Below are 21242 nucleotides of genomic sequence, written 5' to 3' on the forward strand. Positions count from 1 at the left end.
AATAGGCCTTTTTGAATAAAGTAAATGTTAATTGAACTTGTGGCGTACAAATGCTTCCATGGCAGCGTAGGAGGATAGCCCCAATGCCTTGTATTTATTTGCCGTATCGCGATTGCGTTCTTCGGCTCGCATCCAAAATTCCCTTGAATCATCGCCTTGAAACATAACCCCGTCTTTTTGCGATTGGTGGCAGAAAATTGCATTTCGCTTTTTTAGCACCTGACCCGGACTCATTGGTACGGCCATTTCAATTTCATTGATGTCCCATTCATGCCATGCACCTCTGTATAACCATAACCAGCAATCTTTCATGAAGGCTTCTTTCTTAAGTTCTTCGCATGCTGCAAAAACTGCGTCTAAACACACTTTATGGGTGCCATGTGGATCGGCCAAATCTCCTGCAGCATAAATTTGATGGGGTTTAATTTTGCTGATAATCTCAACCATTAAGGCAATATCATCTGAACTCAGATTTTTCTTCTTTATAGTACCGGTCTCATAGAACGGTAAATCCAGGAAATGAACATTTTCATCATTTAGCCCCATATATCTTGTCGCGGCATAGCTTTCCCCACGTCTAATCTTACCTTTTAGATTACGCACTTCTGGTGAATCTATTCTGGTTTCATTTTTTTCAGTGATGGATTTTATGATTTTTTCCGCTTCGTTTGATGGGGTGATCTGCATTGCAATTTCAGCATACTTTCTTGCATCAACATCTGAAACCGCAATATTTCCAGAAGTTTGGTACACAATATGAACATCATGCCCCTGTTCTACCAACCTATCAAAAGTGCCCCCCATGGAAATTACATCATCATCTGGGTGTGGACTAAAGATAATTACTCTTTTTTGAGCCGGTGTTGCACGTTCCGGTCTGTTTGTATCATCTGCATTGGGCTTTCCTCCGGGCCAACCTGTAATGGTATGCTGAAGTTTATTGAACATTTTAATGTTAAGGTTATAGGCATCTTCTTGGGCTAAAAGGTCTGCCATACCATTATCATTATAGTCCTTGTCCGTTAGACTTAAAATTGTTTTTCCTGTAGTTTCGCACAACCAGACCATGGCTTTGGATTTTAGCTCATCTGTCCAAGTACAGGCATCTACCAGCCATGGAGTTTTATTTCTTGTAAGCTCTGTGCCGGCACTTGTGTCCAGCACAAAAGTACAGTTGTCATGGTCCTGTAAATAGGTGGCAGGTACTTGTGACGAGATTTCACCTTCAATAGTTTTCTTGATGATATCCGCTTTGTTTTGTCCCCACCCTAAAAGAACAATGCGCTTGGCTTTCTTTACTGTAGAAATCCCCATGGTTATGGCCTTTCTTGGAACATTGTCAATGCCTAGAAAAGATGGTGCGGCATCTACTCTTGTTATATGGTCCAGGGTTATAACTCGTGTTCCGGAATTTAAATGTGAGCCAGGCTCATTAAATCCTATATGTCCCGTTCTACCAATTCCCAATAACTGAAAATCCAATCCTCCATGTTCTTTAATCTTTCTTTCGTAGGAAAGGCAATATGCCGTTGTTTCATCACTACTTACGGTACCATCAGGAATGTGGATATTTTCTTCTGGAATATCAACATGATTGAACAAATGTTCATGCATGAAGTAAAAATAACTTTGAATATTATTGGGTTCCATAGGTAGGTACTCATCTAAATTAAAAGTTACAACGTTCTTAAAACTTAATCCCTCTTCCTTATGCATGCGCACCAATTCTTCATAAACGCGTATTGGTGAAGATCCCGTTGCCAGTCCAAGTACACATTTTCTTTTTTGACCTTGTCTCTTTTTAATAAGGTTTGCAATTTCTTCCGCAACTTTAATAGAGGCAATGTTAGAATCTTGAAAGATAACATTGTGTATTTTTTCAAATCGTGTTTCTTCAAATTGGCCAATGGGCTTATGGCTAATATCAATCTTGGCATCTTGTAAGGTATTTTTCATAGGATAGGAATGAAATTTAGGTTTTAAAATCATGCAAATATATACGATATTTTGCATCTATGCCGTTTTTTGCAATTAAATATGCTTTATTTTGCTGTTAATTAATATTTTCATGTTGTTTTATTAACTTTGTCGACATAAAACGGCAAGTAAATAAATATGTTATCTTTGCCTTGATACACTAAAAGAAGTTACGGTAAAATGCTTAAGGAAGAACGTCATAGAACCATTTTAAACGAAGTGGATCTTCATAATAGAATTTTATTGACCGATATTGCCGAGGCGCTCGATGTATCTATCGATACAATTAGGAGGGATGTAAAAGAACTGGATGCGGAAAAGAAATTGCGTAAGGTACATGGAGGAGCTATTTCTATGGGTTTTATGAGCAATAGCGCCCGAAATACCAATATTTATAAACTTGACCAAAAAATGGCAATTGCCTCCAAAGCAATAAGTTTATTAAAAGATGGTGCAGTTATATTTATAGATGGGGGTACCACCTGTTTGGAAATGGCCAGGATAATACCGGAAAACCTTAATCTGACCTGCTTTACCATTAGTTTGCCCGTGGCAATGGAACTTTCTAACAAGAAAAATATTAACGTGATTTCCATTGGTGGACAAATTGCTAAAGAAGGTCAGATCGCAATAGGGGCAAATGCAATACATCATCTATCTGAAATTAGGTTTGATTATAGCTTTATTGGTACCGGTTATGTAGATGCTATTTATGGTTTAACGGAATTTGATTGGGACATTGTACAAATTAAAAAGGCGGTAATTAAAGCTTCCAAGAAAACGGTATTGTTGTCCATTTCGGAAAAACTGAATTCACAACACCGTTATAAAACGTGCGATATCAATTCCATTAACACCATGATAACTGAATTGAAACCGGAAAATTCGCTGCTCAACGCCTTTAAGAACCACGATATAAAAATTATTTAAGGATATGGATTATAAAAAAATTACCGAAACACCGTCTAATCATGACCATTTGGAATTGATGGATACTGCAACAATCTTGCAAAAAATGAACGAAGAGGATGAAAAGGTTGCTGCCGCGGTAAAAATGACCATTCCACAGATTACCAGATTGGTAGATGAATTAACGCCCCGTTTTGAACAAGGTGGAAGGTTGTTTTATATAGGAGCCGGTACAAGTGGAAGATTGGGTATTCTAGATGCTTCAGAAATACCTCCTACTTTTGGTATGCCACATGAACGTGTAGTGGGTCTAATTGCAGGTGGCGATACCGCCATTAGAAAAGCGGTTGAAAATGCGGAAGATGCTCTAGAACAGGCATGGCTAGATTTAAAGGAGCATGAAATAACGAACAATGATGTGGTGGTGGGCATAGCGGCATCTGGCAGTACCCCTTATGTAGTGGGTGGGCTAACGGCGGCAAAGGCCAACGGAATTCTTACTGCTGCTATAACCAATAATCCTGGATCGCCCATTGCAACAACTGCGGATATCCCTATTGAAATCAATGTGGGGCCAGAATTTCTTACAGGTAGCACACGGATGAAAAGTGGAACTTCGCAAAAACTGGTATTGAACATGATTTCCACCGCTTTAATGATAAAAATTGGAAGGGTTAAGGGTAACAAAATGGTAAACATGCAAATGAGCAATGATAAGTTGGTTGACCGTGGTACCCGCTACATCATGGAAGATTTAGGTATTGGTTATCCAGAGGCAGAGAAACTTCTTAAAGAATACGGTTCCGTAAAGTTAGCGGTAGAAGCCGTTAAAGGTGCGTAAGAATATTTAATTGCTTAATAGTAGGGGTAAGGTGGGTATTTAATCATTGCTTGGGGATTAATCTATAAATTCCTTTTCCTTCCACGGCAACATAAATATAACCGTCCGGACCTTCTTTAACTGCTCTTACCCTTCCTAAATTGGGCATAAGTTTTTCACGCAACGTAATCTTGTTACCATCCAACTCCAGACGTTCAAGGTATTGAAAAGCCAAGGAGCCTACTAACAGACTTCCTTTCCACCCTTTGTACCTGTCCGTTGTTACATAGGCCATACCGCTTGGTGCTATGGAAGGCACCCAATAATGAATAGGGTTTTCCATACCGGAAATACTTTTTTGGTCAGTAATGGGCGTACCACTATAATTAATGCCGTAAGTGGCCAAAGGCCAACCGTAATTAGCGCCTTTTTTAATGATATTGATTTCATCGCCACCTCTTGGGCCATGTTCATTATCCCATATTTCTCCGGTAACCGGATGCTTGATCAAACCTTGGGGATTACGGTGCCCATAACTAAAAATGGCAGACTTGGCGCCTTCTACTCCCACGAAAGGGTTGTCTGCAGGTATTTTTCCATCATCATGTAAACGGTAAATTTTACCACCATCACGCTTTATATCTTGTGGGTTTACATCCCGTTCCCCTCTTTCTCCAATAGAAAAATAGAGATAGCCTTCATTATCAAAGGCAATTCTTGATCCAAAATGTTGACCTTTGGTAGTGTTGGGAACGGCTTTATATAATTGTTCAATATCCGTTAATCTATCATTTTTCAATTTAGCTCTAATAAGTGCTGTATTTCCTCCTTTTTCATTTCCCGATGCAGATGCAAAAGTTATGTAAATCCATCCGTTTTTTTCGTAATCTGGATGTAAGGCTATATCTAGTAGACCGCCTTGTCCACGTTGATAAACGTCAGGAACATTACCGATAATCGATTTTTTTCCATTCTTAAAATGAATCAATTTTCCTGTTTTTTCCGTGATTAATAAACTTTTATCAGGAAGGAAGGTAAACCCCCATGGAATCTGTAGCTCATCGACGAACAGCTCTGCGTCAAAAACAGGCGTACTTGGTGTAATAACTTTATTTTCAATATTTTGTGCACAAGAGGAATTGAGCATTACAACAAATAAAAGCTGTAGAATGATACTTTTTTTCATATTACGACGTTAGAAATATATTAAAGGACGAATCAATATTTAAAGATAAAATATAAGTATAAAAAATTACAACAAAGAACGATAAAGATCCCAAATCGCATTGTTCTTAAAATTACACTTAACCTATGCTCCCACAACCACAACGGTATACGTTGGTTGTACTATTACTGATATTATTATCTGTAGCCGGTACAACTGCCATAGCCAACTCTAAGGTAAGTACCCTTTTTGAGGAAGTATCTTTAGCTTTTGATAAGGCTGTTTCTACCACAAAAAAAAATCGACCCCTAAAGACCGAGAAAAAGAATGCGCAGCTTATTGCCAAATCAACTTCTACGGCAATGTTCGCGACAATCATACAAGGGGCAGACAATCTAGAAAATTGTGACGACAACGGTTTCACTGTCGCCCGTTTTAATCTTTGCGGTGATTTTGACGACCGTATCATAAGCCTCTCCGGTGGCCCTTATGGCAACGTTTCATGGCAGATATTAGGTGGGTCCTGTAGTCCGGATATAAATACGGAATGCCCAAACACCGGTGCATGTTACACAGAAGTGGCCGATCAGCAAACGTTTACTTTAGACGCCAGTTCCGTACCCTCTACGCAAGGCGCGGAATACCGTGTTGTTGCAGATGGACAAATATATTACTTCAAGGTTAAGAAAAGTACTATTAACCAAACCTACGAAAAGCAAGACTATATCTGTGGCGTAGACGGTAGGATACAAATTACCAATTTGTCCAGTGCCTATGAGTTTAGTATTAATGATGGTAGTGGTTTTGGTGCATGGCAAGGACCTATATTCCAAAATTTGGCCGCCGGTACATATAATGTAAAGGCCAGATTGAAAAATACGGCAAATACTTGTGAATATCCTTATGAACCTATTGTCATAGAGGAGAGGAATATTGATATAACCGCAACTTTTCAAGATGCATTATGTAATGGGGATACTGGTAGTATCACGGTAAATGCCTCTGGGGTCCCCGGGCCTTATAAATATACTTTATTAAATTCCAACGGTGTCCGTCAGGAATTTACGGCGTTTATGCCAGATAGTTCATATACTTTTTCAGCAGTAGGTTTTGGCTCTTATATCGTACAAGTAGAAACTTATCAGTGTACAGGTGATCCGGGTAATGGGATCAATCCGCCAAGACAACATTTAGATGTTAATGGTAATACCCTTACCATTGGTGCAGGTGCTTCTGCACTGGACGCTTCTACGGAAGTTAATAGTAGTTTTGGCTGTGCGGATATTTCAAGTGTGGATATTATTTTAAATACCAACGGTGGTTCCGCGCCTTATACCTTTACGGTCAATAACGGAGCCGTACAACCTGCTTTTGGTGATGCCACAACAGATTCCGGAAGCACAACGTTTACCGTTACTGCTGCGGGTACGTATGACTTTTTAATTACGGATAGTAATGGTTGTACCATAAGTGCATCTTCTGATGTAGAAACACTTTCGCCCCCAGATGTAACCATTGCGGGAATTGATGGTAGCTGTAGTAATGGAGGGGCTAAACTAGATTTTACCATAAATAATGGTAGGGGATATAATATATCTTTCCGTGAGAATGCTACTGCCCCATGGGTGAGTACACCACAAATTTCTGTAGCTGCGGGTACTTATAATGATATTGAGGTACGCTATCAACAGGGAGATTTTGAATGTACCTTGGCTATGCCATCCATTACTGTCAATACGGTAGGTTCGCTAACAGGTTCGGCAAATAAGGTTTCTGATGTTACCTGTACCAGTGGTGGTACGGTAGGCGGACAAATAGATTTCACGGGACCGTTTTCAGGCGGGTCTGGTAGTGGTTATGAATTTAGTATCGATGGTGTAAATTTTTCGGGCATTACCTCTTATTCTGATTTATCCCCGGGTACGTACACACCAATCATACGTGACGCCGGTGGGTGCCGTTTGGAACTTACTTCAATTGAAATATTGGATACCGATCCACCAACGGATTTAACTTTTTTACAATCTAATATTAGTTGTTCCGCTGGTACATCAGACGTACAATTAACTCCAACTAGTAATGCTGCTATCAATAGATATGAAATTATTAGCCCCAGTTATTTTGATAATGGCAACAATGACACGTTTACGGGATTACTAACTTCACAGGCTTATGTTTTTCAAATTACAGATGTAAATGGATGTACATATACAGAAGGGTTTAGACCTGTAGAAATAAGCTCCATTAGGGCTCAAGTAAAGTCGGGTGGTGACCTAAGGGTTTGTAATGGGGCTACGGATGGTAGTGGAACTTTTGTTATTGATGGATTTGCAAACAACTATGTATATGAAATTAATGGTGGAACTACGAGTGCTCCACAAAGTGATCGTGAGGTAATTTTACCTTTATCAGGAGCTGGCACCTATACCATTACGGTTACCGATGCGGATACGGGTTGTACGGATACCGCATCATTTGAAATTCAAGAAGCTTCAGTACTAGATCTATCGTCAAGCATTGTTACCCCTATGAGCTGTGAAAACAACAATATTGGTAGGGTAGAGGCCATTACCAGTGGTGGTTGGGGTGGATATAGATATTCATTGGAATATCCTTCCGGGTATAATACGGGTGTGGTATCTAGCAATATTTTCGGAAACCTTACAGAGACAACGAATGCTCTTGATGCTTCCGATGTTTATACATTGACCGCTATAGATAGTGAAGGGTGTAGTACCACTTTTACCTTTGACCTTGAAGCAAGAACTGCACCGAGTATAAGCATTGCAAGTGCAGATTTATGCTATTCACCAACTAATGATCCGTCTGTAACGGTAACCAGTTCTGGAGGAGGAACGGGTCATATGTATCGTATAAACAACGGAACGTTTACCGCATCACCAACTTTCAACAATTTGTTTCCGGGCACATATACTATTGAAGTTCAGGACGATAATAACTGCCGTAGTTCGGTCAATATAACCATACCACCGCAAGTAAATGTTCAACTATCTGTAATAGATGAAATACCATGTGCAGGAAACGGTACAATGGGCATAGATATCAGTGGTGGAAATATAACCGATTTGGCCAATACATCATATACCATATATAAAGATGGGTCTCCGGTAGCTTCTGCAACAGGCTTGCAAGTACCATCCGGTAATTTTAATTTTTCTGTTGGTTCACTTGAACATGGCACGTATACCGTATCTGTGGAAGATAACAATGGTTGTACGGATATAAGCGAACCTATAGTATTTGAGGCTCCATCAACTATTGCCGCTACTCACAGGGCTGTAGGTCCTAGTTGTGGCGATGCCAATAGCGGCTTTATAGATATTACTCCGGATCCTACAGTGGGAATTCCACCCTATGAAATTAAATTTGGACCCGCCGGAAGCCTTAGTTATTCAGTTTCTGATGATGGGGGGTATGCATATTCCTCTCAAACAACATACTCTGGATTACCGGTAGGTAGTTATGAATATGTGGTAAAAGATGGTAGAGGTTGCTTGCTGCCAGGTATCGTAACGGTAAATGTGGTTGCAGATGCTACTGCAGCGCCAAATGCAACGGTTACCCCAATAGACGCTACTTGTGTTGGTAATGAGGTGTCCGGTGGTATAGAGGTAACAAATGTTAGCGGTGGTGTTCCTGAATTTGTATATATTGTTGAAGATCTTTTTGGTAATGAGATTACCAGGGTAGAAACAGACGGTTCTACGGTTTATCCTTTAAATATTACGCATGCGAATATTGTACAAGGTGACTATCAATTAATAACCTTAGATTCTAGAGGTTGTAGGGATGTGGATACGGTCAGTATTGGTAATGCAACCGTTCAAATACAACCGGATAATACATTGTTACCTCCTAATTGTACGCCGGGCGGTTTCCCTTATTGTGTGGATATCGTAGGTGGTACAGGACCTTTTGATATTCGTATTTTAGATGGTAGCAACCCGCCATATACTTCATTGGGCGGTACACCTCCTAGTGAAGTAAGAAGGTATTGTTTCTCAAATATCCAATTTGGTGAGGTGTTTACGGTTGAGGTCGTGGATACGTTTTCCGGTTGTACTTATCAAGAAATTATAGAGGTTCCGCAAGGACCGTCAAGTGTAGATGTCAACCTTGCAATAGATAATGCAACCTGTATACCGGGTAATGAAGTAGGACTTACATATGATGTAACAGGTTCTACTGGTTTATTGGACATTGAAATTAGAAATACGGAAACTGGTGCTCTATTTGTTGCAGAAACCAGATCAGAAACCAATTTCACCTATCAAGTTCCTGAAGGAGCGTACAGTATTTTGGTATTTGATAATGGTACACAATGTTCAGATGGTACTCAAGTAGAGGCGTTATTAAATGCCCCTAGGGTAGATATTTTAGAGAATATAAATTCTAACTGTAATGCGGAAGGTCAACTTACGGTTAGGGGTAGTGGTGGCGCTCCATTTGCTACCGGTAGCCCTTATGAATATGCCTATGTTCCGGCAGGGACCCCGGTAGATGAAGACGGAACGTTGACTCCGGGAGATCCTTCAGATGATTTTACGGATGCCTCTACGGTTACATTACCTGGTGCTCCTGGTGCGGGGATAGAGTATGACATTTGGGTGAGGGATTCCAGAAACTGTTCCTATAGAATTTCGGCCGCAATAATTACCGAGGACCCGCCATTACCGGCTCCTAGTTTCTTGGTTAGTAACCAATGTGATGTTACCGCGGCAAGTTTTACAATAGATTTATCCCTTCCTGCTTATATTGATACGCCTACCTTTACTTTGGGCGGTGTTAGTCAATTGGGTACTAGGGCCAATGATACCGACCCATGGACAACAACCTATACGGTAAATAGTGTAGGGGTGTACCATGTGGATGTTATGGATGCAAATGGTTGTGTAGGTGCTGCCGATCCAGAAGTATATCAAGTCTTATCTGCTTCTGGTGAATTCACCAGACCGCCAAATTGTACGGATTCTGATGGCGAAATTACGGTAGTTGCAAATGGTGGTAGTGGTAATTTTAGTTTTGAATTACAGGATAGTCTAGGGAATTATATAGCGGATAACGATACTGGAATATTTACGGGTGTACCAGCTGGTGAATACCAAGTTGTTTTGGTAGATGATCTTGTTAACGATGGTACTATATATTGTCCGTTTACGGTATATGATATTATTAGCACCATACCAACAGCTCCTTCTATCATATCTGACGGCGCAAGTAATATAAGTTGTAATGGTTCTAATGATGGAAGCATCAATATTCTTTTGGCCAGTGGGTCAGATGTAGATGGTATAGCGGCCTATAACCTTTATGCGGGCACACTGCCTTTACCAAGTTCACCATCTCCAATAACGTCTAATCTTTCCGGTTCATTTACAGGTTTAAGTGCTGGGGATTATGTAGCTGAGGTTGTCACAGATCTAGGATGTACCGATCTTGTGGAGGTAACCATAATTGAACCAGCGGCGTTTACCATAGAGGCTTCAGCTCCGGATTTTACTTGCGAACCAGGGGCCAACCGTTATAGTTCTACCATTATTTCAATAAATGTTTTAGATCCGGGAACTGTTGGATCTGGGTATCAGTTTAGTATCACTGGTTTTTCTAACTATCAATCTAGTGATACATTTGAAATTATAGATGATGGGTCAGAGCAAGATATTACTGTTTACGCCATAGATGGTAATGGATGCCAAACTACTTTTGATGTCCCAACAATTTACCCCCCAACAGATGTGGTTCCATCAATTGCTAATATTGAACCGCTAAATTGTAGGGATAATGAAGTGGTACGTATTCAAGTTACAGGAACAACTGACTTTACCGTAAATACCATTTCGGTTTCTCCAGTTGCGGCGGTTACAAATACTGCTGGTAATAATTATGTTGATGTTTCATTGCCAGCTGCTGGGGACTATCTTTTTGAGATTGTTGATAATACGGTTGGCTGTACCTATCCAATGCCGTTGCATACTGTAATAGAGCCAGTAGAACCCGTAGTGGTTATCAGTGAGGCAAAACCTGTAAGTTGTGCAATTCCTGGAAATGATGGGGCGTTGTATATTACTGTTGATGAGTATTCTGGCATATTTGATTATACGGTTTATGAGGCGGATGATGTATCCAGAACAACGCCATTGGCCACCGGAACTTTTGATACGGCGAATTATCCAGATGGAAATAACGAGGAAGCTAGAATTGAGAATTTACCTGGTGGCAATTTAATTGTAGATATTGTTTCTGCAGGTATGCCGTTCTGTTCGGCTACCAGTAACGTTGCAAATATCAGGACGCCAAACGGTCCTTTAACTGTCAATGCGGTTGCCATTGGTAACGTTAGCTGTACAAATGATACGGGTGAAATTGAAGCTACCGGTACCGGTGGATGGGACAATGTACCTTACGAATTTCGTTTGTTAATGAGTACAGATGGGGGAGTAACCTACGCTACAGAGGTTGTTCCGTTTTCTGGCGACTATAATTTTACAGGATTGTCCTTCGGTTTTTACCAAGTGGAAATTAGGGATTCTGAACTGTGTACGGACACCTTTGAAATAGAACTTGATGAAGTTCCCCAAATCGTAGCGGGGATAAGAGAACCTCAGGGGCTAGACTGCCCTAATGGAAATAATGCGGTATTGGAGGCATATGATATTACTTCTGGCGATAGTTTAACCGCTAATGCTGGTGCTAGTGGAGGTTATCCCGGAGCCGGATATAATTACACCCTGCTATACCTGAATAGTAATGATAATACGGATATCGCTTCTTTAAGTGGATTACAGAACACACCAACATTTATTGGTGACAGTGGGGGTTATATTAGTGCCGGGTGGTATGCCATAGAGGTATCTTCCAGCTTTGGCTGTTCTTTTGTAACCGATGCATATTATGTAGATCCTCCGCCACCAATTCAACCCTTGTTGGTGCAGACCAGAGTACCCGGTTGTGGTGGCGACGGAGAAATGAGATTGACCGTAGAAAATCCGGATCCCTCTTTTACCTACGAATATTTAAGGGTTGAGAACAATGTGGTGATAGGGGACTATGAACCCATGAACGGTACCTCTGTTCTAATATCTGGTGTAGAAGGAATAACCTACCAATTTGATGTTAGAAAGGTAAATTCCGCAGGGGCTTGTCCTTCAATTCGTAGTAACGGTATTACCATGACTAATGCAACGGGTATTACCTTGTTGCCTAACTTACCGGATGATATTTCATGTGCATCTGAATTAGATGGACGTATAGAATCCTTTGTCAATGGTGGTGTTGGCGAAGACCTGTTTTACCTTTATGAAGGTGACCCTGTTGATGCCTTTAATCCGGCCGCGACCGCGACTATGGTAAGAGGGCCACAGGATAACGGAACTTTTGAAGGATTACCTGAAGGTACAGAATATTATATTGCCGTAACCAGTGGATCTACATGTATGGATATTGCAGGACCATTTGAGATTATAAGGCCAGAACCTATTGTTTTTGATGCCGTTGCTACCAACGTTTCTTGTAACGGTGAGGCAGATGGTTCAATAGCTATAACTGTTAGTGAAGGTGGTGTTGGTTTAATTCAATTTGCCATTGCACCCAATTTCAATGAATTTTTTAGTGATGCCGATAATCCTGGCACTTATACTTTTGATGAACTAGAAGCGGGATCATATGAGATTTTGATTCAGGATGAAAATGGTTGTTTTGAAAAAGATGTGATCGTTATTGAAGAGCCCGATGAAATACAAATAATTGATATTGAGACAACGGCAGAACTTTGTATAGGCGCTAATAATGGTTCCGTTTCTTTTGATATTCTTGGTGGCACTCCTATATTGGACGTCTTGGTTAGCGCAACCCCATTCTTTGAATATAAAATAGAAATGATCGATCCGGTAGATGAAACGGGTACGGCAACATTTGCTCCTTACTTAGGGGAAAACATTGAGAATTTACAGGGTGGTGCTACTTATGCAATATATGTTCAAGGAGCTAATTTATGTAATGCGCTAGAAGTGTTTACGGTAGATATAGGGGTAAACCTTTCTGCTTCGCCACAAGTGCAATATGGGTGTGATGGTATATTCCCTACCAATACAACTACTATTCAATGGGATGAGGGTGTTCCGGCATCACAGTTGATGTTTGCTTTGGATCCAGTAGATCCTACCGATCCTGTAAGTGCCAATGCAACAGAGGAGTATGTCTGGGGAGATTTACCTCCTGGCGATCATACGGTATATATTTATCATGAAAATGGATGTACCAACAGTGTTGAATTTACTATAGATAGTTATGAACCGTTAAGTCTTTCAGTAGATAAAACGGGCCCTAATGAAATCGTTGCAACGGCCACGGGTGGTTTTGGCAGCTATGAATATTTCTTTAATGGCAGGTCTTATGGTACGGAAACCACATATACTACCAATGAAAGTGGTATGGTAAATGTAAGGGTGGTTGATCAAATGGGTTGTGAGCTGCAATTAGATGTGCCTTTTGAGTTTACGGGTATGTTAGAGTTTCCAAATTTCTTTTCTCCGGATGGGGATAATTTAAATGACATTTGGTCCCCGAACAATAGAGATTTGTTTGATGGGGTAGTCGTTAAGATTTATGATCGTTATGGAAGGGTCGTAGCCGTTCTCGATGAGGTAAGTGGTTGGGACGGTACCTACGAGGGTAAGGAAGTACCTACGGGTGATTACTGGTATGTTGTCAATGCCAATACCGCAGAGATAAGATACGTAGGCCATTTTACATTGTATAGATAAAGAAATAGATTTAATAGTAAAAACGGAGTCAATTTATTTGGCTCCGTTTTTTTTGTTCCGGTTCATATGTGGACTTTTGCTTGAATCAAAATTCATTTATGGTATTTTAATTTTAGAATATAACCCATCCTTTTTTGGTACATTTGATAGACCTAATCAGCTATCGTCAATGAAGTATATTTTATATACCATTATGCTTGTTCTCTTTCAAAATTGTGCTTCCCAAGAGAAACCTATTTTGATTGATGATACAATGGAGACCCATGTAAAGGAGCAGCTTGACTATTATCTGTACTATCCGGAAAATTATGAAACTGAACCAGAGAAAGACTTCCCCATTTTGCTCTTTTTGCACGGTGGTGGCGAATCCGGCAACAGCTTGGTTACCGTAAAAAGAAACGGCCCGCCCAAGTTAATAGTACAAGGTAAAAAATTCCCGTTTTTAATTCTGGCCCCCCAAAACCCTAATGCAAAAAAATGGTGGAATACAAGGGCGGTAAAACAATTGTTGGATTCCATAGTAACCACTAATAGGGTAGATAAGAATAGAATTTATTTAACAGGTTTAAGTAGGGGAGGTGGCGCCGCTTGGGAACTTGCCGTACAATATCCAGAAACTTTTGCGGCAATGGCCGTAGTATGTGGTATGACTCCTGTACCTTACGCATCTTGGATCAACAAAAAAATGCCTATTTGGGTATTTCATGGAGAGAAAGATAAGTCTATACCCATTGAAGAATCTGAAACCATGGTGGCCAGACTTCAAGAAATGGGGTATGATGTTCTGTTTACCAAATATCCCAACGTAGGGCATAGCGCGTGGATCAAAGCCTATGAAACCGAGGAACTTTATGATTGGTTTATGGACCAGGAATTAAAATAGGTAGAGGTAAAGGACATGGCTAGCAGACGGAATTTTAAATACATTTTTATTTTAATTCTGCTCCTATTGTTGGTCTATGGAATTTGGTCTGTTAAGAACTCAATGAAAATTTCAGAATATCTTGAGCCTGTAGCAGTTGCTACGCATTATAATGGTGATAATTTTGTAGATGCCCAAACATGCGTTGAATGCCATGCTGATATTTACAAAAGCCATATAGAAACAGCTCATTATAATACTTCGGCAATTGCCGATGAAGAACATGTTAAAGGTGTTTTTAAAGAGGGCTTAAATGCGCTTAATCTTAAGGGAGTTCGTTTAAAGATGATTAAAGATGGTCATCAATTTTTTCAATTATCCAAACCAAAATTCGGGGATACCACTGTAGTGAAATCAGAATTGGATATAGTAATTGGTTCCGGGGTAAAGGGGCAGAGTTACCTTAGCTGGGAAAACAATCAACTTAATCAAATACAAGTATCATACTTTGAACCTACTAATGCGTGGGTAAACAGTCCCAACTTTCCAGATTATGCTTTTCGTAGACCGGTTGACGATAATTGTTTAAAGTGTCATGTAACTTTTGCCCAGAATGAAAATGAGTCTGGAAATGGCAATGTATATAATAGGAACAAGCTGTTGCTTGGCATAGATTGTCAAAGATGTCATGGTCCATTAGAAAAACATGTTGTTCATCACAGGGCAAATCCAAACGAAGTGGAGGGAGTTTACGTTGATAGTTATAGTGATTACACTAGGCAACAGCGCTTAGATGCTTGCGCGGTTTGTCATTCTGGTTTACAGGCACAACAGGTGAAGGGAAACCCTTTTTCTTTTATTGCTGGAGATACATTGTCAAAATATTCCAAGAATTATCAAAACTACAATAGGAATCTTAAACTAGATGTTCATGGTAACCAAATGGGTCTTTTAAGTGAAAGTGAGTGCTTTGTAAATTCTAAAATGGACTGTATTACTTGTCATAACCCACATGAAAATGAACGTGGTAAACACCATAGTTTTAATGCAAAATGTTTATCATGTCATGCTACTCAAGATATAAATGCCCAAGTTGAAATAAATAATCATACCGATTCTCAAAATTGTATTTCTTGTCATATGCCTTTATTTCCATCAAACGTTATGAAATTAAGTGTTGCTGGTCAAGAAGATGAAATACCGGTCTATATACGTACCCATTTAATTGGGGTCTATGACTAAATTTCCTTAAACGAAAAGAGAGGTTGAACATATAATTTCAACCTCTCTTGAACGAACAAATGATAAAACTTAAATTTTAGTAATTGGGATCCTGTGTCAAAGTTGGTTGACCATCCACGGCAGATCTATCAATAGCTTGGCTAGGAATGGGGAAATACTCATTAGTTCCTTTCGTAAAGGACTTTCCTACCAAATAGGTTCTATGTTGAGATTCACTGGCTATGTAACTGTTTAGCGTTTCAGCAGCAACGCCCCAACGTACTAAATCCCAATAACGGTGACCTTCCATTGCAAATTCTAGCCTTGTTTCAAAACGAACGGCTTCTCTTGCGGCTGCCTTATCCGTCCAAGGTGTGTCGTAAGTAGCAATGTCATAATTAGCAGCAGCTTCACCTTCAACAATACTAAAATCATTTCTATCGGTACCTTGGGTGGCAAGGGGTACAAAGCCATCTGGGTTAGCGGCTCTAGACCTTATTTCGTTAACAAGCTCACGTGCCTTTTCTAAACTACCTACTTCTACCTCGGCCTCTGCCAACCATAATAAAATCATTCCATAGCGCATATATCTGTAGTTGTTGGCAGATAAATTTCCCCATCCACCTACACCAAAACCTTCTGGTTCTGCAACATGCTTTTTAGAAAAGAAAGGACCTGCGTATGATAGATCCCTAACAAAATCTGTTTGATAAATTTTGAAGCCTTTATAAAGGATACCAGGCCTTCCCAAGGTATGATCAATTCTTGGGTCTAAGGTTGCTGTTTCTGCACTTGTACCATCTTCATTGATATCAATGCTAATATCTTCAGCATCGAAATTTTCAATTAAGGGCAAACCGTTTTCCGTTCTGTACGCATTGACCAAATTTTGTGATGCTTGATAAAACCCACAGCAGCCCCAAGGATCGGTATAAGGATGGGCAAGGCCCATACCTCTACTAGATGCTTGATCTGCAGCGCTACTCACTGCATATTGGATTTCAAAAATAGACTCTGGATTATTTCTGGTAGCTACTAAAAAGTTGTCTTCAAATTTAGTGGCCAAGCTAAATATGCCTGAGTTTACTATTTCATCTAACAACGTTTTGGCCTCACCAAGTTTTGCGGTATTAGGGGTTCCGTTTTCATCCCATCCTTGATACATTTTAGATTTGGCCAAAAAAGCTTTCGCGGCCCAACTCGTAGGTCTGCCAACCTGAGATTGCGTGTCTGGTAAACTTGCGGCTGCAGCTTCAAAATCTGCTTCTATGAATGGCCAAATTTCACGATCGTTAGGCACTTTTGTACTTTCTACATCATCTAAAATGTAATTTTCTTCACTGATGTACGGAGGCATTCTCCACATTTTACGAGCTTCCATATGAAATATACCTCTTAAAAATCGGGCTTCCGCGATAACTTGGGTTCTTTTTTCATCTGAAATACCCTCAATGCTATTGGCTGCATTGATTGCATTATTGGCTCTTGCAACCCCTTTGAACAATGATCGCCATCTGTTTGTAATATGACCATTAAAAGATTGATAATCATAAGCTTCTATAAACGATTGTTCTGGTTGATCACCCGCATCGGTACCTTTTAAGGCATCATCAGATGCAATGTTAAACGCCCAATTCTCTACGGTAACATTCCAATCGTTCGTACCATCTAGTCCGGCACCATCAATCATGGCATAGGCACCTAGTAATATACCGTCCAGTCCATCTTCAGTTTCAAGACTATTGGTGCTAAATTGACCTTCTGGAGTTCGTGTTAAAAATTCATCGCTACAGCCAACGGTAAAAATGGCCATACAGATAAATGCTATTAATATTATATTTTTTCTTTTCATCATTAAAATTTTATATGTTTCATTAAATGATAGCTTTTTAAGCAATTGGTTTTAATTAAGCGTTAATCTTAGTCCTAAAGTGTAGGTCCTAGATACTGGCATATAGCCACCATCAAAGCCTAAGGTAGCATCATCTCTGTTGCCCGCTTGAATTTCAGGGTTTAGTCCAGTATACTTTGTCCATGTGGCCAAGTTTTGACCTTGTACATATATTTGGCCTCTTGAAATTCCTACTTTTTCCATCAAATCTGAAGGAAATGTATAGGTCAGCTGCACATTCTTTAACCTAAAATAACTTCCGTCCTCAAGGAAATAGGAGGAAGGTCTACTACTAATTTGGTCGTTTGCATCCATAATTGGAACTGTTGCATTGGGGTTTGCGGCTACCCAATCACTAACTGGTGCAGACGGGTTTGAAGGTTGCCAAGCATCGTAAAGTGCCCTTTTTGAGCGGTTTCCTTGAAAAGTGTTAAAATCGGCAAAGTATCTAACATAATTATAAATGTCATTTCCTTCAGAACCATTACCAAAAATATTAAGAGCTAAATTTTTATAACTGAAGTCTAAATTGATACCATATGTGAAATCTGGATGCGGACTACCAATTATGGTACGATCATCATCATTTATTTCACCATCATTGTTGATATCCGTAACCTTTAATTTACCCGGGGCATTATAGCTACCGTATGTAGGCCAAGCTTCTGCCTCTGCCTGAGATTGAAAGATTCCTTCTGTTTTAAATCCGTAAAATGACGATATTGGTTCTCCTACTTGAGTAATAGTGAGAGAAGGTACCCTAGAAGCATCACCGAATAAAACCGTACCGTCATTTGTTTCACTTAACCTGTTAACCTCATTTTTATAGGCAGAGAGGTTGAAGCTTACACCGTAACCCCAGTCGCCTTTTTTATCGTCCCATGATAATTGTAGATCTACACCTTTGTTTGTCATTTCCCCAACATTAAAAAATGGAGCCTGTGCATCACCGGCGGTATAGGTAATTTGTCTTCTAAATAGCATGTCGGTTGTTATTCTGTCCCAAAGATCCAATCCTAGATTAAAACGTCTGTCAAACATAGATAAATCTATACCTATATTATTAGAAGTAGTTGTTTCCCATTTAGCATTGGGATTACCATAACTTTGAACATCAAAACCAAGTGTAGGTGCACCGGTAGCACCATCAATAGGATACCCAGCATTGAATATATTAGATCGGTACGTTGTATAAGAGTTGTAGTCCCCAATTTCTTGGTTACCTGTCTTACCCCAGCCGTATCTTATTTTTAATTCATCTACCTTTTCAAGGTTATCCATAAATGTTTCGTCAGATACTCTCCAGCCTAAACTAAATGCGGGGAAAATAGCACTTCTAGAAGCTGATTGAAATCTAGATGAAGCATCGTTTCTTAGAATAAACTGAGCTAAATATTTACCGTCGTAGTTGTAATTTAATTTTCCAAATTCAGAGAATAAGGTGTAATCTCTAAATGCAAACCCGTAATTACTAGCAGTGGTAGCATCTCCTAAATCCAAGTAGCGCTGAATATCAAGGGTTTCAAAAGCATACCCATTTCTACTGGCGCCAAATTCTTCTCCATAAGCCTCAATTCCTTCAACCCCTATATAAGCATCAAAATTGTGAACTTCATTCCAGGTTTTGGCGTAGGTCAAAACCGTATTCCATTGCCATTGGTATTCATAACCGTTGGTAGAAGTAGACCCACTTATAAAGTTACCTTCTACATATTCTGGATTTTGTCTTCTTAAATATCTACCTCTTTCTCCGGTTGCGTCTACACCAAAACTGGATTTAACTTGTAGATCTTCTGTAATATCATAAGAGGCAAAAACATTACCAAATACACGTAAGCGATATGTTCTATTGTCTTGCTCTCTAAATAAAGTTGCATACGGGTTAAAGTTGTTTCCCAAATTGGCACCTCTACTACCGGCAAAATTACCTGCTATATCATATATAGGTAACAAAGGGTGGTGCTTGTATGAACCCGATACGGCATTTTGTTCTTCATCGTTTCCAAAACCACCTTTTCTATTATCAAAGTTTACCGATAGATTTTCACCAATGGTCAATTTCTTGTTCAATGCCCTAAATTCTGTATTTGCACGAATAGATGTTCTGTTATAACCCACAAATTTTGTTATTGCATCTTGTTCAAAATACCCTAATGTAAAGGCATATCTTGCATTCTCAGTTGCACCGGATGCTGAAATTTGATGGTTTAAAATAGGTGCGGTTCTTGTGACCTCTTTCCACCAATTTGTATCTGCAGAACGTACAATGGCATTAATATTGCCTTCTTCTAAAGCGTACAGATCAGGATCAGTACCTGGGTCACCTTCCATAGCACCACTAGGAAAAACATAATCAGGAATTCCTATTTCTCCATTAGGCCCAAAAGAATATTGGCCATGACTTGGAGCTTTACCCGCATATAGGTCAGCTAAATAAAGGTATTCACCTAATTCCGATGCATTTAAAGCTTCTACTTCTCCTAGACCGGATTGTAAGCCGTAATAAGTGTCATAAGTAATGACCGGTTTACCCATTTTACCTTTTTTCGTCGTAATAATGATTACCCCATTTGCAGCTCGTGATCCATATATGGAAGCTGCGGATGCATCTTTAAGAACTTGTAAGGATTCAATGTCATTGGGGTTAAGGTTTGCTTGCGACCTTGATGGTACCCCATCAATAACATATAAGGGGTCATTATTACCAATAGTACCAAATCCTCTAATTCTTACGGTAGCCTCACCACCTGGTGTGGCATCGTTTACAATTCCAATACCGGCAGCCCTACCTTGAAGTTGCTGGGCAAAGGTGGTGGCAGGAACAGCATTTAGCTCTTCAACATCCACCGTAGATACAGAGCCCGTTACATCTCTTTTAGATTGTGAGCCATAACCGGTTACCACAACCTCATCTAAAGCAGCGGCATCTTCGGTTAGCGTTACAGAAATGGGGGAAGAGCTTGCTGCCACTTCTACCGTTTTAAAGCCTACATAACTCACAACTAATGTCGCCGATGAAGCAACGTTAATCGTGAAATTGCCATCAAAATCTGTTTGCGTACCGTTGGTTGTACCTTTTTCAATAATACTTGCGCCAGGTAGCGGAGTACCTAAATCATCTAGCACTGTACCGGTAACAGTGGTTTGAAGTTTAGATGATTCATAGCTCGATAATTCCTTTGGTTTTTCATTGGCCTTTATGCTTTGTAAGCACATAGATGCCAAAATCAATAAAACCCCTGTTTTTAAGACGGAAAGTCTTTCTTTGGATTTTACTGATTTAAAATCTAGTTTTTGATTCATGATTAAGTTGTTTAGTTAATTATTGATTTGTTGTATAATCTTAAATTACGTTAAGATATATGTAAAATTATAATAATTTTAGTTAATATTTTATCAAATACAGAATAGATACTTGATTTTTTTGCGAATTAACGTTCGTGGTTTTAAAGCTGTTGTTGGTCGTTGTGTGGGTGTTGTTGGTAGTTTGTTGGAAGTATTTAACTACATTATAAATGGCAGGTTTACGGATAATGGTAAAGTAATCCTCAAAAATTTTGTATTTAAAAAGACAATACCATTACTAAATTATATTTAGCGATGTAAGAGTTTTA

9 protein-coding genes are annotated in these 21242 nt (G+C 39.6%); 5 read left to right on the forward strand and 4 right to left on the reverse strand.

The genetic code is table 11. From position 1 onward, the window contains the following. Window positions 1-27: 27 nt before the first annotated feature. Window positions 28-1956: a glucosamine-6-phosphate deaminase gene (nagB, locus tag ABVM52_RS14465; protein ID WP_405381703.1), complete on the reverse strand. Its 1929-nt coding sequence runs from the start codon at window positions 1954-1956 to the stop codon at window positions 28-30. Window positions 1957-2157: 201 nt separating this feature from the next. On the opposite strand from nagB, the gene ABVM52_RS14470 reads away from it, so the two are divergent. Beyond that, entirely contained in the window at window positions 2158-2907 is a 750-nt protein-coding gene (locus ABVM52_RS14470; protein WP_405381705.1) for a DeoR/GlpR family DNA-binding transcription regulator, read from the forward strand. 4 nt (window positions 2908-2911) lie between these two features. Further along, window positions 2912-3727, forward strand: coding sequence for an N-acetylmuramic acid 6-phosphate etherase (gene murQ / locus ABVM52_RS14475; protein WP_405381707.1), 816 nt, complete (start codon window positions 2912-2914; stop codon window positions 3725-3727). 43 nt (window positions 3728-3770) lie between these two features. On the opposite strand, the gene ABVM52_RS14480 is transcribed toward murQ, so the two are convergent. Next, a complete protein-coding gene (locus tag ABVM52_RS14480; protein WP_405381709.1) occupies window positions 3771-4892 on the reverse strand; it encodes a PQQ-dependent sugar dehydrogenase in 1122 nt (373 codons plus the stop codon). Between the two features lie 125 nt (window positions 4893-5017). Between ABVM52_RS14480 and ABVM52_RS14485 the strand changes: the two genes are divergently transcribed. The 3 genes from ABVM52_RS14485 (at window position 5018) to ABVM52_RS14495 (ending at window position 15758) form a co-directional block, all read left to right on the forward strand. Beyond that, complete coding sequence (locus ABVM52_RS14485) at window positions 5018-13654, forward strand: T9SS type B sorting domain-containing protein (RefSeq protein WP_405381711.1); 8637 nt, start codon at window positions 5018-5020, stop codon at window positions 13652-13654. Between the two features lie 169 nt (window positions 13655-13823). Then, window positions 13824-14537, forward strand: a complete 714-nt coding sequence (locus tag ABVM52_RS14490) for a prolyl oligopeptidase family serine peptidase (protein ID WP_405381713.1) — start codon at window positions 13824-13826, stop codon at window positions 14535-14537. Window positions 14538-14639: 102 nt separating this feature from the next. Beyond that, window positions 14640-15758 carry a multiheme c-type cytochrome gene (locus tag ABVM52_RS14495; RefSeq protein WP_405381715.1) on the forward strand — a complete coding sequence of 373 codons (1119 nt, stop codon included), beginning with the start codon at window positions 14640-14642 and terminating at the stop codon, window positions 15756-15758. Window positions 15759-15834: 76 nt separating this feature from the next. On the opposite strand, the gene ABVM52_RS14500 is transcribed toward ABVM52_RS14495, so the two are convergent. Both ABVM52_RS14500 and ABVM52_RS14505 read right to left on the reverse strand, forming a co-directional pair. Further along, entirely contained in the window at window positions 15835-17592 is a 1758-nt protein-coding gene (locus ABVM52_RS14500; protein ID WP_405381717.1) for a RagB/SusD family nutrient uptake outer membrane protein, read from the reverse strand. 48 nt (window positions 17593-17640) lie between these two features. After that, complete coding sequence (locus ABVM52_RS14505; RefSeq protein ID WP_405381719.1) at window positions 17641-20931, reverse strand: SusC/RagA family TonB-linked outer membrane protein; 3291 nt, start codon at window positions 20929-20931, stop codon at window positions 17641-17643. Window positions 20932-21242 lie beyond the last annotated feature (311 nt).

Source organism: Maribacter sp. LLG6340-A2 (assembly GCF_045057105.1).
Classification (GTDB): domain Bacteria; phylum Bacteroidota; class Bacteroidia; order Flavobacteriales; family Flavobacteriaceae; genus Maribacter.

Bases quoted from the DNA above. Each gene is read 5' to 3' on its own strand.
- ABVM52_RS14480 (WP_405381709.1), bottom strand. From the start codon at position 4,892: ATGAAAAAAAGTATCATTCTACAGCTTTTATTTGTTGTAATGCTCAAT.
- ABVM52_RS14505 (WP_405381719.1), bottom strand. From the start codon at position 20,931: ATGAATCAAAAACTAGATTTTAAATCAGTAAAATCCAAAGAAAGACTT.
- nagB (WP_405381703.1), bottom strand. From the start codon at position 1,956: ATGAAAAATACCTTACAAGATGCCAAGATTGATATTAGCCATAAGCCC.
- ABVM52_RS14470 (WP_405381705.1), top strand. From the start codon at position 2,158: ATGCTTAAGGAAGAACGTCATAGAACCATTTTAAACGAAGTGGATCTT.
- ABVM52_RS14485 (WP_405381711.1), top strand. From the start codon at position 5,018: ATGCTCCCACAACCACAACGGTATACGTTGGTTGTACTATTACTGATA.
- ABVM52_RS14495 (WP_405381715.1), top strand. From the start codon at position 14,640: ATGAAAATTTCAGAATATCTTGAGCCTGTAGCAGTTGCTACGCATTAT.
- ABVM52_RS14500 (WP_405381717.1), bottom strand. From the start codon at position 17,592: ATGATGAAAAGAAAAAATATAATATTAATAGCATTTATCTGTATGGCC.
- ABVM52_RS14490 (WP_405381713.1), top strand. From the start codon at position 13,824: ATGAAGTATATTTTATATACCATTATGCTTGTTCTCTTTCAAAATTGT.
- murQ (WP_405381707.1), top strand. From the start codon at position 2,912: ATGGATTATAAAAAAATTACCGAAACACCGTCTAATCATGACCATTTG.